The organism is uncultured Nostoc sp. (assembly GCF_937863485.1).
Taxonomy (GTDB): Bacteria; Cyanobacteriota; Cyanobacteriia; order Cyanobacteriales; family Nostocaceae; genus Nostoc.
In genome coordinates this window covers 1-13,397 of the sequence record NZ_CALMFY010000249.1, presented here as the reverse complement: position 1 = coordinate 13,397, position 13,397 = coordinate 1, and the positions used below count along the sequence as shown (strand labels likewise).

Genomic DNA, 13,397 nt, shown 5'->3' with positions numbered 1-13,397 from the left:
ATTTATTAGCGATCGCACCTTTTTTGTCCAACCTCACAAAATCGCGTTGCTCCCTACACAAGTCGCTGTGCAATTATTGATTCTATTCTCAATTCTAATCCGTTAGGAGAATTAACAATTAATGTACCTGAATCAGTAATTAATCTATACGTCACAGTGATTTGTATTGATATTGATTCTTGAGTAATTAATGTAAATTCATTAACAGTACAGCGTAGTTTACCGCCGTAGACATCGCCCTTTATTTCTCCATTCAAGCGATCGCCCCACCCAATTCTTAGAGGAAAAGAGAGCGAGCCTTACTAAGGCTGGGAGCATCCCACTTTGGCAGATTTACTAATGGTGGCAAAATAGAGGGAAACATATAAGCCCTACATCAAACTGATGACTCAAGAAAAACAAGCACGTCTGCAAGCCTGTCTGCGAGAACTGGCAAGCATACTATATGAAGAAACAAACCCCGCCCAATTAAACAACCTGGAAAGCATCGAAAAAACCGTGCGATGCCTACTGCGGTAAACAACGCAAATTTTAGAACAAGTTAGCCCGCAAATAGCCCTTTTTTTATCGAATAAGCAACAGAAATCAACACAGGAAAGACCGGAAAAGTAAAAAGTTGTGTGTAAAGAATCTACTAGTACTACGTTTCAAGCACTAACTGCTGTTGCTCCAGCTAGTCCTATCCCTGGAAATACAACTTCTAGCTCTAAGAAACCAGCATCAGCGGGGAATAAAACAGCAGTTTTAGCAGCAGTACAAAATTTCGGGGTGAAACCACAAAACCAAACAACTTGCCCAAGTGATGCACAGGTAAAAGGCAAGATTACAAATAAGAGAGGCAACATTTATCACGTACCCAAAACCTTAGATTATGAAAAAGTGAAGCCGGATATTTGTTTTAAAGATGCGAATACAGAACAACTTGCTGGTTTCCGTGCGCCTGAATGATTTAAACAGGGCAAAGGCAGTTGTTTTAAAACTGACCAAATCAATACATCCTGCTTTGGCTCCTGCTCATTGCCCCACCAATTTTGTTAAAATGGCGTCTGCGATCGCCTTTTTGACAACTATTGATTTGCGATCGCTTGCCGCAGAACCGCCCAAAGAAAATGCCCAAAAATGTTTACAGTTCATGAGTATGGCTTTGAAAAATCTAAGCGAAGCAATGAACAACACCGAAACACTCGTTACTGCGGCAATCATTTTAGGTAGTGAACCGACACCACAGGCTATCGCTTACCGAGCCGAGCAATTGGAAATCTTACCGCAGGCGGTTAGTGATATCAGGCTCAACCCGTTTCGTTGATCAGAGAAACAGTACTTTTATCTATGCAAATAAAATTTTAGTTGAAAGTTAAAAGTGGGCTATTCATTTTCAAGCTGGACAAATCCATATATGGTTAACTAGAACCATAGGGATACCTACAGCCCCTTTATTCAACTATCGCTCTCAATTACTGGCATATTGCAGCACTCGTTCCTACTCCTAACACCACGTTGTTTCTACCAGTATTTCCTTGCCGTTGGTAAATTGGATGAATTCTTACCTGTTGTTATAAAATATATCAGCAACTAGCCGATTACGTTCATTATACTCCCACTGCGAAACTGCGGCATTCCACCACCAATGCCAGTGCCGATTGCAGAGCGTGGTAGTTCCAGGTACTCATCACGCCATACTTTTGGCTTCCATTGCTCACGCACGGCACTAATCAAAATCGCGTTCGGAAAAAATTGCAATTCATTCTTTTGTAGCCACAGCACATAGTCAATAATAAATACCCAAAATTCACCAAGACAAGAAAGCAAGGAAAAATATCACTTAACTTTTGAGTACGGCATTCAACATATATAAAAAACGGTAGATTCTTAATCGCTCTACCGTTTTTCAAACTCTGAAATTTGAGACTTAATTAAATGAAAATACCACTCTTCTACCGTTGTCAATACTTCCTTGCCTATAACTTGTCCTAGAGTTTTTTTAGAAGTAAAGGTAAAAGTATTACCATTGTTAATTACTTATCGTATCTCTTCACACATTGGGCATTCACCTACCCCACCCAACCTTACCCAAGCTTTAGATCCGGTGAGTGCAACAAATAGTTGGTTACGAAGGCTTATACTGCTGGCATAAAATTTGACCCCTGAAAAGTTTTCAAACACCCTCTAAGCAGTAACTAATGCCTTTAATTCCTCAGTTTTTAATCTTGGCCCATAGGATGTAACAATTTTAGAAGCTGCGGCTGATGCTAATTTTCCAGCTTCTTCATAGCTCATACCTTGGGTAATTCCATAGAGGAAAGCTCCTGCATACATATCTCCTGCTCCCACCGTATCTACAGCTTTTACTTGAGGTGCAGCGATTTCGATTAATTTCTGACCATCAAATACTACTGAACCCTTGGCACCGCGAGTAATGGCAAATTTCTTACTCAGGGTTTTTAGTTTGTCTACAGCTACTTGAAAATCTTCTGTATCTGCTAGTTCTAATGCTTCACTTTCATTCGCAAAAATTAAGTCTAAACTAGTTCCAATGATGTCTAATAAACCATCTTTAAAAAATTTCACCATGTTGTAATCAGATAAGGACATAGTGGTTTTTACTCCCGCTTTTTCAGCTATTTGTCTAGCCTTTATAGCTGCTTGTTTTGCTGTAGGAGAAGCTACTAAATATCCTTCGATATATATATATTCTGAATCAGCGATCGCTGATGATACTAATTCTTGTGTAGAAAATTCTCCAGTAATTCCCAAAAATGTATTCATGGTGCGATCTGCATCAGGAGTTACTAACACCAAACATTTACCTGTAATTCCTGATTGGCGCTCGCCATTTTTTAAGTTGGTATCTACCTGAGAGTTGAGTAAATCCTCGATGTAAAAGTCTCCAAATTCGTCATTAGCCACTTTACAGGAATAAAAAGCTTTTCCTCCTAGTTGACTAATTGCGACTATTGTGTTTGCTGCTGACCCTCCACAACTCTTATGGCAATGAAGATTTTTGAGATTTTCCAAAATATGATTTTGACTCTCTTCATCTAGGAGTGTCATTACACCTTTATCAATCTTTAACTCTTGTAGTAACTCTAGAGATACTTCGTATTCTATATCTACTAAGGCATTACCGACACCATAAACATCATATTTCTTGCCCATTATTTATCTCCGAGAATAATTTTTGTCTGACTTGAACAAAATTGATAATAACAGATAGGGAGCAGATAAGAGTTGCTTGGTCATAATTTCGTAGACCCGCATTTTTTCATGGTCTTTGGGCTACAGCAGTTTTATCGGGAGCAAAGAAAATTCTAGCTAATATACTCATTACTTGAGACTTTACCCTCCAAATCACCGTAAGTCTGTCTGCATATTCTGGGCATTACCCCAGACCTTCGCTTCTGACTTTGCTGATCCAGCCCAAGACTACATTCGCTCTACAGATGCAGCATCCTGGACAGCCAGAGGTGTGATATTCTCGCAGTATTGCATCAAAATCCCCTAGTGTCACCTGCTGCGGTCGTCCCTCATCAAATGCCAGCAGTGCCGCTTCTGCTGCTATGGTTTCTAATTCTGCGCCTGAAAACTTTGCGGTGTTAGCAACGATCGCTTCCAGATATTCAGATTCTACTACAATGCCAAAACGCTCTAAATGAATCTTGAGGATTTGACACCGCTCCAGTTCGGTTGGTAAGTCAACAAAGAAATTTTCATCAAATCTGCCTTTCCGTTTCAGTTCACTGGGCAATGGGGTCGTTGCACGTAGCCACAACTAACAGGCCTGCCGTACACTCATAAATGTGAGCAGATTTCCCAGAATACGCTGGGAAACTCCAGAGGTGTCACCAGTCCCCGAAAGTGCTTTTTCTATTTCATCAACCCATAAGATGCACGGTGCGATGCCTCGGCAGTTTTCAAGGCACGGCGGACATTGCCCTCAGACTCACCCACCAGAAAGCCAAGGAGGGACACAATATCAAGCTGGAGTAGTGGTAAGTTGAGTATAGTTGCAATGTTTTTGGCAAGTAAGCTTTTACCAACTCCGGGCGGCCCAGCCAATAATACGCCTTTGGGTTGCCGCAGATGGAGTGATCGCGCCTCTTGGGTGAACAGTCGCCGCCGCCGAGTTAGCGACTCGCGCAGTAAATCGAGTCCGCCAAAGGGGATAGTTGCAGGTTTGCCCAATTCGATACCCATCTGAGACAGCAGTCGAGTTTTGTACTCGACTATTAAAGGCATAATTGTAGCATCAATTAAAATGCCAGCGTTGCTCAATCGCTCTTTAACTGTAAGCCTCAGAAAATCACTGATTTCTTCTAGCGTTAATCCCAGCGCTGCCCGTGCAAAGGTTTCTTTTTCTTCATAACTCAGGGACACTCAAAATATGACATCCTGCTCTGTAGCAGATTCTTCAAGAAAAACCAGATATGACTCGAAGTGGTCTTGAATTTGATCAATACTAGGCAGTGACACTTCACACCAGGGGATCAGCCTAACTAGAGAATCATGCAGTTCGATGTTTTGACCCAGCAGCACAATCCGTTTTTCTGTCGGTTTGAGTCGGTGGTAAAGGTTTTTCACTCTGGTCAAGATTTCCCAGGATAACTGCGGCGAGTTCTTCCCAAAAATAGGTGTATGTCCCCCAGAATAAACACGGCAGCACCATCAAAGTTATTGATGTAATCGAAAACGAAGAGTATTGGATCAGCGTGGGGTGGTCTTTTGTACTCTGGCACTGGCTTAAATACCAGCCCACCATCTTCAGCAATCAGGCATTGCTCCAGGCTCGATACTCCCAGATTCCAAAAGAAAACTGGACTGTCGAGTTTTTCTTTAGCTTCGGTTGTCAACCACTGAATAATTGTTGCCTCATAGGGGGACAGAACATCAACTGCGGCGATCGGGATTTGTGAGTCGAGCGTAGCGATTAGATTTAAAAGTTTCATAATTTTTGATCAGGTGGTGGCGAGAGATCGCCCTAAATTAGTCGCTACTTGAACAATCACTTCATAAAATTCGGCATCGCCGCAAAACACTTCTGCTACTCCGTTGTTGTCTGGGTTAGCTATTGCAGAAATTAAGGCATTAACAAGCACACAAAGTCCTTCAGAATTACCTCTGATAATCACGGGCTGATGTACTTTGTGTTGAGGATAAATGTGGATGAAGGGGTATTCTTTTGGTAGTTCATTCATGATATTTTTCTGGGGAATTTGTAACTCCCCCGCTTTTTTTTACTGCCTTAGCCGTGTTTGATGTGTTGGAGTCATGCGCTACTGCTGGGCTGACTCTGGTTTATAAGTGCGTTTACCCTCTACAACCCCCAACGCGAATTCAAATGGTTGGGTTGCTTCTAGGCAAGACAGTCCTTCAAAACCTTCAGCTTCTACTCGAACTTCACCTGTGATTTTGTCAAAATGTATTAGTATTGAGCGTTCCATAATTATCTCCGTGCAAATTATTTAACTTCTTGATATCCAGCAAAAGTTAACCGTAGGGTTTGCACACTCCCATTGGTTTCTTCTGTAATGTTGCATTCCCCGAACCGTTCTTGTAACTTGGCAGCTTTGGCGCGAACCATCCGCTTGCTATAAGCCTGCATCAGTTTGTGGTTAAAGAAATCTTGTCCCAGTCATGGAACTGTCTCGTAGCTATCGTGTATCACATCGTACACACCGCTTGTTTGATTCCACTTGAATCCGATATCTGCACGAGCTTGAATTGTGCGACCAGAAACTATAATTTCAGCGCTCTGTCCTTGTGAACTACCATAGTAGCCCTTAAGTGGATATGCTTTTTTGTGGACTTGCGGTGAAAAATTTAAATCAAAAAGCGCTTCCAACAAACAATCGTGATTACTTAATTTGGTTTTGACTGTTGAGAAATGCGACATGGTGTTATTCCCTTTGTCATTTGGTTTGAAAAATAGTAAAAGTGCGATATCCTTTTGGAACGTGAATATTGCACTTTTAATACACCGATCAAGTTTTGAGCTTCTGATACCTGTCTAAGTGGAGTTTTGTTTAAAATTGATGATTTTAAGTACCAGTTTTGAATGCATTAATGAATCTGATAATATAAGTAAAGCTAATAAATCAGTCAGCCACCTTAAGAGATAGTATTGCCGCAGGCATCGCCCATTAACTGCCCTGTGTATAGGTTCATAAACATATCGCAGACGTAATCAGCTGCATCTTTCGACCACACCCGGTAAGGCTGATCGGCGTGTTCTGGCAAGCTGATGCCGCCGAGAGTTAAGCCTTTGTTAACATAGAGTATCGGTGATTGCGGGTTGACCCAAGTTTTTTGTCAAAGTATTTTTACCAAGTGCAAGACTAAATAGCCAATATTGTTGGTAATATTATCACAATACGATCTACATATCTATCCTGAAGAGTGATCGCTAACTTGAGGGAAAGTCTTGGTATTTGATAACTCCACAGTTAAACTCGAAAGCCATCTCCTAGCAGAAGCCGCTTTGCAGCTACGTACTTTCAAACCAATTACTCTTGCAATCAGAAAGTCTTATGGACAACACAGTCCTTGAAACCCAACATCTGAGCCTGGCTTACGATGGCAAACCTATCATATCCGATCTTAACCTATTAATTGCCACAGGACAAATTACTGCTCTAGTTGGCCCCAATGGTTGTGGGAAATCTACTCTATTGCGAGGTTTAGCCAGATTACTCAAACCTCATATTGGTACTGTATATCTCAATGGTGCTGATATTTTTCGACAGTCAACGACCAAAATTGCACAGCAACTCGGTATTCTTCCTCAAGGGCCAGTTGCACCAGAAGGCTTGACTGTGCGAGATTTGGTAGCACAAGGTCGTTATCCATATCAAAAAAGTTGGCTGCAATCTTGGACAACTGAAGATGAACGTCAAGTCCGCAAAGCACTAACAACTACAGACCTCAACGAATTAGCCCATAGAGCCGTAGATACCCTTTCAGGTGGACAGAAACAACGTGCTTGGATAGCCATGACTTTAGCGCAAGATACGCAGATTCTCCTATTGGATGAACCGACAACTTTTTTAGATTTAGCTCATCAAGTGGAGGTGCTAGAGTTACTGTGGGATTTGAATCAACTTGAGGGGCGGACAATTGTCATGGTGTTGCATGACCTGAATCAGGCGTGTCGTTATGCTCATCAGCTAGTAGCTTTACGTGATGGCGCTGTTATGGCTTATGGAACTCCAGCAGATGTCATGACAGAAGAAATGGTGCAGGAGGTGTTTGGATTAGCTTGTCGAATTGTACCAGACCCAGTAGTAGGAACACCTTTGTGTTTACCTCTAAAAAAGAAATCATGGCAGAGTAGGGTCTTGAGGTAGAGCATACACAATATATCGATGGGTGCAGGAGTGGAAAAAACAGATATTTTTCTACAGGCCTTTTGTCCTTTGTAGGTTTTTGCAACATAATCTCTTGCACAGCCAATATGTGCGCGATCGCTCTAACACCACCTGTATCTTCTTGACTGTATATGCCTAAGTTCTGCTTTGTTATGCTGCTTACGCTCTTGATAATTTCTGCTTGCGGTTCCTTTGGTAGAGAAACTTAAAGTCAGCAGAGATTTAGACAGCACAAGATCATCGAAACCACCGTCAGGAGACATCCTCAAAAAAACAGAGAAAAAACTTGACGAATGCACCAACGGACTCGACGGCAATTTTTACACGCTCTGCATGATCAACCCTCAAATTATCCATAACCACAATCGCCCCTTTCCACAATTGAGGTGCCAAGACCTGAGTTACATATGTCAGAAACACTTCGGTATTGGTGCTTCCAGATACAGTCATCGCTGCAACCAGTCCATCAAGGTTCAAAGCACCAATCAAGGAAACATTTCTACCCTTCGTCCCAGGAATACTACCAATTGCTCGTTCGCCCTCTACTGCACAAGCATTCAAGCCGCGCAGCAATTGATAAATTCAATCCAGCTTCATCGACAAATATTAGGTTTTGCACGTCAATTTTATCTAACCACCGACGATAGTCATGCCTTAATTCCTGTACTCGTGGAGTATCTTGCTCACTTGCATAGAGACTTTTTTTTTTACAGCGTAAGTCTAATTTTCCCTGTACTTCTAGGACGAGTACCAGTAGATACCTGTGCCCTTTTCTGGACAATAAACTTGCTCGTGGTGATCGTCAAGTTTCCAGCATCTCCACTATCTTCGGTTCGAGTGGTCAAACGGCTAAAATCTTGAGGATTTGCTGATTCTCCGTTCACTTGTATAAAGTCAGAGGCATTTATGCTCAAAGCCTCTCCTAGTTCTGTCCCTAGAGTCTTAGTACAGCATTTCATTAATTAGTAGCGAATTAAATTTGGCAATGGCAATGTGTCCCTCTGCAATGGCAATGCATCCCTCTGCATTTAAAAACGATACGATTTTATGCAAACCTGTACTTAGCTACTATTTGTGAACCATCAGTAACCGTCACCTGCGTACCTTGCACTTGAATATCCCCACCGCCACTGCCACTAGCATCTACAACAGCTCGCTGAGACCGTTTAGTTTAATATCCCGGAAATTTTGTACACAGTCATATCCTAAAACCCAGCCGCTGTTTGTTGGGTTTAGGTTCACAAAGCCAAGTCCAGCCACACTGCCTAGTTCAATTCGTCCCTCTGCTGCCGTTAGATAGCCACCCTCCAACGCAATATCACCGCCCACGAGTGCTAAAGTTTTACTCGGTTCTACTTGCAAACCGACTATTTCACTATTGCGATCGCTATTAATTGCTTGTGATTGATTGAGGATACTCCCCGGATTACCTCCTAATTGCAAGCCAATAGGAACACTCACTGTCAGTAAAGGAGTGGTTTGAGAATTAGTTGCACTAAATTCTATGCCATCAGCAAATTTCAGACTAGTCGCTGTACTTGCCATAAAAGAATCTTTAATGTCTAAGGAGGCATTGGATCCAAAAATAATTCCGTTGGGATTGAGCAAAAACAGGTTAGCTGTACCGTTAGTTACGAATTAAGCCATTAATATCAGAGACTGATCCACCATTTACCCGACTGATGATATTCTGAATATTCACACTATTTTTAAACAAAGCAACACCGTTAATAGGCACAGAAAATTCCCCAAAACTGTGAAACAAGTTGCTACCCGCTTGGGTTCCTCCTGTGATATTGAGGGTGCTGCCATCTGGTGTAACGATGGAATTATTAGGCAAAGTGCCATCTGGAGTGATTTGGGCAAAAGCGCAATTTGTAATATTGCAAACGCTTGCGCTACAAATCGCAATCCCTAGAAACCAGCCCCAACGAATATTTATCTTGGACATTGCACCCCTCTAAGCAAACAGCGATCGCTAAACTTTTGTTTATGTCACACCACTAATGTGGGTTTACAGTAGGTTGCAGTCACCTCTGGATAATTCTCAGTTTCAATGGCGCTAGTTTTCTACAAAACTTCCTAATTTATTTACATAAATTTATACAATCGCATTGCGGGTTGATACAATCGCATTGTAAATCGATACAATCGAATTGCGGGTTGATACGATCGCATTGTAAATCGATACAATCGAATTGCGGGTTGATGCGATCGCATTGTCAGTCGATACAATCGAATTGTAGGTTGATGCGATCGCATTGTCGGTCGATACAATCGCATTGCGGGTTAATGCGATCACATTGTCAGTCGATACAATCGCATTGCGGATTGATGCGATCGCATCTGCATAAATAAATTAACAAAAAGTTAACTCCAACTCCTAGCCTGAATCCCACCACTTTAAGTGGCGAGAGTGGCTCAAAGCCAATTACCTAGCAAAATGTAGGGTGCCCAAAACCTGGGACGTTTGTACTTAGGATTTTGTAAAAGAGCGAGCTGGGCGCGACGAAGTGCTTCAGCTTTAGTCAACTTTTTGTTCGCTAACTCTTGGTAAAATTCATTCATCAATACAGAGGTAGACTCATCATCTAAGTTCCACAGAGAAGCGATGGTACTGCGTGCTCCTGCTTGAAAAGCGACACCAGCAATTCCCAGCCCAGCTCGTTCGTCTCCAGCAGCTGTTTGACAGGCACTCAGCACAAGCAATTCAATAGCTTCAGGTCGGTTTTGCTCGATAGTTCGCACTAACTGATTAAACTGCTTGACATAAATACGGTCTTTCCAAGCAACAATAAATGTCTCCTCAGCTTTGGAGCTAAACTGACCATGAGTTGCCAGATGAACGACTGGAAAAGGCAGAGAATTAATTCGATTCTGCAAAGCCAATCTGGTAAATTCTTGATTGAGAAGTATGTTGCTGGGTATATCAGCACGGATTTGCTCTAATTCACGCTTCACGTTGGGTAGTGCAGAAAATCCAGAACTTGGTTCACTCAATCCTGCGGCTATTACCTTTAATTCTTTTTGCAATGGTTTGGGTTCAATCAGTTGCAGACCTGGAGTCAGTGCAATGCTATACTTCTCAATCAGATATTGTTTGCCATCATAGAGAGCTGCCATCGGGATATTTCGCAACCACCCATCCAGCACAAACACCAAAGTAGGAGTCTGACTTTCAGCTAAGGCAGCTTCAGCAGGTTTAATCAACCAGTTATATACCTTTTGCGACAAAGACTGAATTTTTCGTAATGTATGGGGCTTGGTTAAATTTTCTTGTAGTTGTTTTAAAGTAGTTTGCACTTCATCTTTACTTACAGCAGTAGCATAGTGCAACCAACGTTTTTGCGGTAACTGGAGAATCACCTCTAGTCGGTCTGACAAAATAAATGGATAGATGACTGTTACTGGCGTTTGGTCTTGTTTTTTACTTTTAATTTGAGCATTCAAACAGGTGTTGCGAAAAAAGTTATCAAGTTCTGCAACTTGCAACAATTCTATTGTTTTGCTGGCTTTTTCAATATTTGCTTGATTTGGTTGGGAATTTTCCCCAGGTTGCAAAAGTAACTCTACTAATTCCCGGTATACAGGTTCGACTTCATCTCGAAAGGAAAACTTTACCTCTGGATTGACGGCAGCTAAATCGTCGCGGATAGACTGGAGGCTATTGACTGCTTCATTGTAAGCTGCGATCGCACCTTCGGTATCTCCCTTAGCTTTCAACAAACGTCCTAGCTGCCATTGCCATCGATAGCCAATATCTTGAGCATTAATAGCTTGAGCCATCAGCAAGGCTTGCTGGGTAAGGTTTTGTGCATCAGACCACTGTTGTGTTTGTTCGTACACTTCTGCCAAAACACCAAGAGCATAAGATTCCGTTCGTTGATCTTGCAAACTTCTGGCTTGCTCAATAGCAGGTGATAAAAGTTGGGCGATATTCAACCATGAGGGCGTGTCTGTGCTGGTTTTTTTTCTAAATTGCGTTAGACTTTGGGCAAAGTTGATCCGGGCAGAAATTGCTGTACGACTGGGTGGTAATTCGGCAAGTTGAGTTTGGATTTGGGACGATAACGCTTGCAACGCATCGAATTTATCAGTTTCCACTAGTAGCCTAAGTTGATTAACTTCGGCTTGAATGCGGGTAGTTGGTGAAGTGGCAGTTGTGGCAGCTTTTTGGTAAAATTCCATAGCTGCTGGGACATCTTGTTGAGCACGGGCTGTGTTGCCTAAACTGAGTAGAATATCTCCTACTGCTTGTTTATCTGGCAAGGATAAAGCTGCTGCTAAACTTTGCTGCAATATCTGCCGAGATGTTTCTAAATCACCTGTGACTTGTACAACATTGCCAAGACTACGCAACCCTGCAACTTTCAGAGGAGAGTTAGGTTGGCTTTGTAGTATTTTAGTAGTTTCTTTTAACGTTTTTTCAGCTTGACGATAAAATCCTAAAGCTTGTAAAGCTTGTGCTTGGTTAATCCGGTTACGAATAACCGCTTTGTTGTCTCCTATTTTTTTGTAAATGTCAACTGAGAGTTGCCAAGTATTTAAAGCATCTTCAGCCTTGTTTTGAGCTAATTGCAGACGACCTTTGATATCTAAAGCTTGGGCGAGGATTTGAGAGCGTTCTTTGGCGTTAATATTTTGCGTGGTTTCTAATAAATTTAGACTTTGAGCGATCGCATCTTCTGCTTCAGTCCAGCGTCCCAATTGCTGATAAGCTAATGATAGATTACCAAGTATCATAACTTGTGTGAGTTCATCCCCACAAGCTTTTAACGCAGAGATAGCCTGTAGCCATGTTGCAGTCGCATCATTAAACCGTTCGGCTCCATAGAATTTTCTCCCCTGTTCCACCAAGTTGTGGACAAGGGCATCGCTTTGAACAATGGAGTTTTCCGCAATTACATGTGCGAAAGGGGGAGGCAGTAAAAGAGTACCTAAGAACATACCCAAAAGCAGCAGTATACTTAAAAGGCGTTTAATTTTGCGTAATCTAGATTTTTTCCTTGCCATGTTTTGCCCTCCTCGCACCACGTCTTTACTAAAAATAGCAGTGTAAGTTGCTCAACCTCCTTGGTAATGATTTAACGTCCGGCAGTCGGCTGCCCTCTGCCAGGAAGAATCAGGCGTGAGTGTGGGTGCAGAGCTAATAAGAATTACATCGCCATTAGCAGCGATCGCCCAACCAGTAGCTTCTACTATGCGATCTGGTGTTGGACTAGTGGGATTTATGGAAACTGCTGGAGTAGAGAGCTTACCTACTTCTGGTTTGAGAGTCACTAAATCTACCTGCACTGCATCAGTGTTAAGAGCTTCACCTGGATTAGGTGGTAAGCCACCTCGACCAGTTATAGTAAAACTGCTCTTAGCTACAGTGCTACCTGCGGTACAGGTCTGTGCTACTTGGGTATCAACTGGTACGGTTGGTAAGTTGACTAAGCCACTACTGGGGTTGATATCAAGTGTGTTAAGTTCTACGATGCCGTTTACACCAAACTCAGAACTAGCGGTGATATCACTTAGAGAAGTTTGGTTAGAGCGGGGTTGAATGCCATAGATACCAAAGGCTCGAATATCTACTCTCCCACCACTGCCTGTGTAAGCATTAGCAGTGATGTCGCTATTTTCCCTTGGGACGGCAACGATGAAGCCCAACGGGGCATTGATGGTGATATTGCCACCATTACCACCAGCTTGTGCTGTGCCTGCGGTGGTGGAAATTTCAGCGCCACGACGCAGAAGCAGTAAATCAGTTTGTAAATTAATGTCGCCACCGTTACCCGATGCAGATTCGGCGTTGATTGTGCCACCGTTATCTAGGGTAACTCTAGGCGAGGTGACAATAATATCTCCAGCAGTACCTGTCGGACTTTGGGAGTTAACGAACAAGCCACTGTTCAAGTTAGAACTCTTGCCAGAAAGGGTGAAAAAATCAGTAGCATTAACTTTGATTATGCCTGCATTCCCTTGTCCAAATGTTGAGGCAGAAAGTCGAGCGCCATTTTGTAATGAGAAAGAACCAGAATCGATAGTAAT

At 42.3% G+C, this 13,397-nt stretch carries 16 protein-coding genes and 4 pseudogenes; 4 read left to right on the top strand and 16 right to left on the bottom strand.

The window, feature by feature from the left end; all coding sequences use genetic code 11:
- Nucleotides 1-384: 384 nt before the first annotated feature.
- From Q0541_RS34200 to Q0541_RS34190, 3 genes and pseudogenes are all read left to right on the top strand, one after another.
- Nucleotides 385-572, top strand: a pseudogene (locus tag Q0541_RS34200) (ISKra4 family transposase); the annotation flags it as partial.
- Nucleotides 573-618: 46 nt separating this feature from the next.
- Nucleotides 619-948, top strand: coding sequence for a hypothetical protein (locus Q0541_RS34195; RefSeq protein ID WP_298921549.1), 330 nt, complete (start codon nt 619-621; stop codon nt 946-948).
- Nucleotides 949-1,066: 118 nt separating this feature from the next.
- Nucleotides 1,067-1,288, top strand: a pseudogene (locus Q0541_RS34190) (hypothetical protein); the annotation flags it as partial.
- Between the two features lie 284 nt (nt 1,289-1,572).
- On the opposite strand, the gene Q0541_RS34185 reads toward Q0541_RS34190, so the two are convergent.
- From Q0541_RS34185 to Q0541_RS34145, 9 genes and pseudogenes are all read right to left on the bottom strand, one after another.
- Nucleotides 1,573-1,809, bottom strand: coding sequence for a hypothetical protein (locus Q0541_RS34185; RefSeq protein ID WP_298921547.1), 237 nt, complete (start codon nt 1,807-1,809; stop codon nt 1,573-1,575).
- Between the two features lie 357 nt (nt 1,810-2,166).
- Nucleotides 2,167-3,156: an adenosine kinase gene (locus Q0541_RS34180; protein WP_298921545.1), complete on the bottom strand. Its 990-nt coding sequence runs from the start codon at nt 3,154-3,156 to the stop codon at nt 2,167-2,169.
- Between the two features lie 223 nt (nt 3,157-3,379).
- A complete protein-coding gene (locus Q0541_RS34175; protein ID WP_298921543.1) occupies nt 3,380-3,745 on the bottom strand; it encodes an ATP-binding protein in 366 nt (121 codons plus the stop codon).
- 24 nt (nt 3,746-3,769) lie between these two features.
- A pseudogene (locus Q0541_RS34170) lies at nt 3,770-4,194 on the bottom strand (AAA family ATPase).
- A gap of 180 nt (nt 4,195-4,374) precedes the next feature.
- Nucleotides 4,375-4,578, bottom strand: a complete 204-nt coding sequence (locus tag Q0541_RS34165) for a hypothetical protein (protein WP_298921540.1) — start codon at nt 4,576-4,578, stop codon at nt 4,375-4,377.
- Nucleotides 4,579-4,583: 5 nt separating this feature from the next.
- Nucleotides 4,584-4,943: a hypothetical protein gene (locus Q0541_RS34160; RefSeq protein ID WP_298921538.1), complete on the bottom strand. Its 360-nt coding sequence runs from the start codon at nt 4,941-4,943 to the stop codon at nt 4,584-4,586.
- A gap of 9 nt (nt 4,944-4,952) precedes the next feature.
- Complete coding sequence (locus Q0541_RS34155; protein ID WP_298921536.1) at nt 4,953-5,192, bottom strand: hypothetical protein; 240 nt, start codon at nt 5,190-5,192, stop codon at nt 4,953-4,955.
- 78 nt (nt 5,193-5,270) lie between these two features.
- Nucleotides 5,271-5,438, bottom strand: coding sequence for a DUF2997 domain-containing protein (locus tag Q0541_RS34150; protein WP_298921534.1), 168 nt, complete (start codon nt 5,436-5,438; stop codon nt 5,271-5,273).
- Nucleotides 5,439-5,455: 17 nt separating this feature from the next.
- Nucleotides 5,456-5,890 (bottom strand): annotated as a pseudogene (locus tag Q0541_RS34145) (DUF1257 domain-containing protein).
- Between the two features lie 634 nt (nt 5,891-6,524).
- On the opposite strand from Q0541_RS34145, the gene Q0541_RS34140 reads away from it, so the two are divergent.
- A complete protein-coding gene (locus tag Q0541_RS34140; RefSeq protein ID WP_298921529.1) occupies nt 6,525-7,340 on the top strand; it encodes an ABC transporter ATP-binding protein in 816 nt (271 codons plus the stop codon).
- 273 nt (nt 7,341-7,613) lie between these two features.
- Here Q0541_RS34140 and Q0541_RS34135 read toward each other — a convergent pair whose 3' ends face one another.
- The 7 genes from Q0541_RS34135 to Q0541_RS34110 all read right to left on the bottom strand — a co-directional run.
- Complete coding sequence (locus tag Q0541_RS34135; protein WP_298921551.1) at nt 7,614-7,922, bottom strand: transposase; 309 nt, start codon at nt 7,920-7,922, stop codon at nt 7,614-7,616.
- Between the two features lie 146 nt (nt 7,923-8,068).
- On the bottom strand, nt 8,069-8,275 hold the full coding sequence (locus tag Q0541_RS34130; RefSeq protein ID WP_298921527.1) for a hypothetical protein: 207 nt from the start codon (nt 8,273-8,275) through the stop codon (nt 8,069-8,071).
- Between the two features lie 229 nt (nt 8,276-8,504).
- Nucleotides 8,505-8,969: a hypothetical protein gene (locus Q0541_RS34690; protein WP_366941964.1), complete on the bottom strand. Its 465-nt coding sequence runs from the start codon at nt 8,967-8,969 to the stop codon at nt 8,505-8,507.
- 19 nt (nt 8,970-8,988) lie between these two features.
- Complete coding sequence (locus Q0541_RS34685) at nt 8,989-9,312, bottom strand: filamentous hemagglutinin N-terminal domain-containing protein (RefSeq protein WP_366941963.1); 324 nt, start codon at nt 9,310-9,312, stop codon at nt 8,989-8,991.
- A 150-nt stretch (nt 9,313-9,462) separates the two neighbouring features.
- Nucleotides 9,463-9,663, bottom strand: a complete 201-nt coding sequence (locus Q0541_RS34120) for a hypothetical protein (RefSeq protein WP_298921525.1) — start codon at nt 9,661-9,663, stop codon at nt 9,463-9,465.
- Between the two features lie 119 nt (nt 9,664-9,782).
- Complete coding sequence (locus Q0541_RS34115; RefSeq protein WP_298921523.1) at nt 9,783-12,374, bottom strand: CHAT domain-containing protein; 2,592 nt, start codon at nt 12,372-12,374, stop codon at nt 9,783-9,785.
- A 51-nt stretch (nt 12,375-12,425) separates the two neighbouring features.
- Nucleotides 12,426-13,397 (bottom strand): S-layer family protein (locus tag Q0541_RS34110; protein WP_298921521.1); only part of this gene is annotated, 972 nt, incomplete at its 5' end.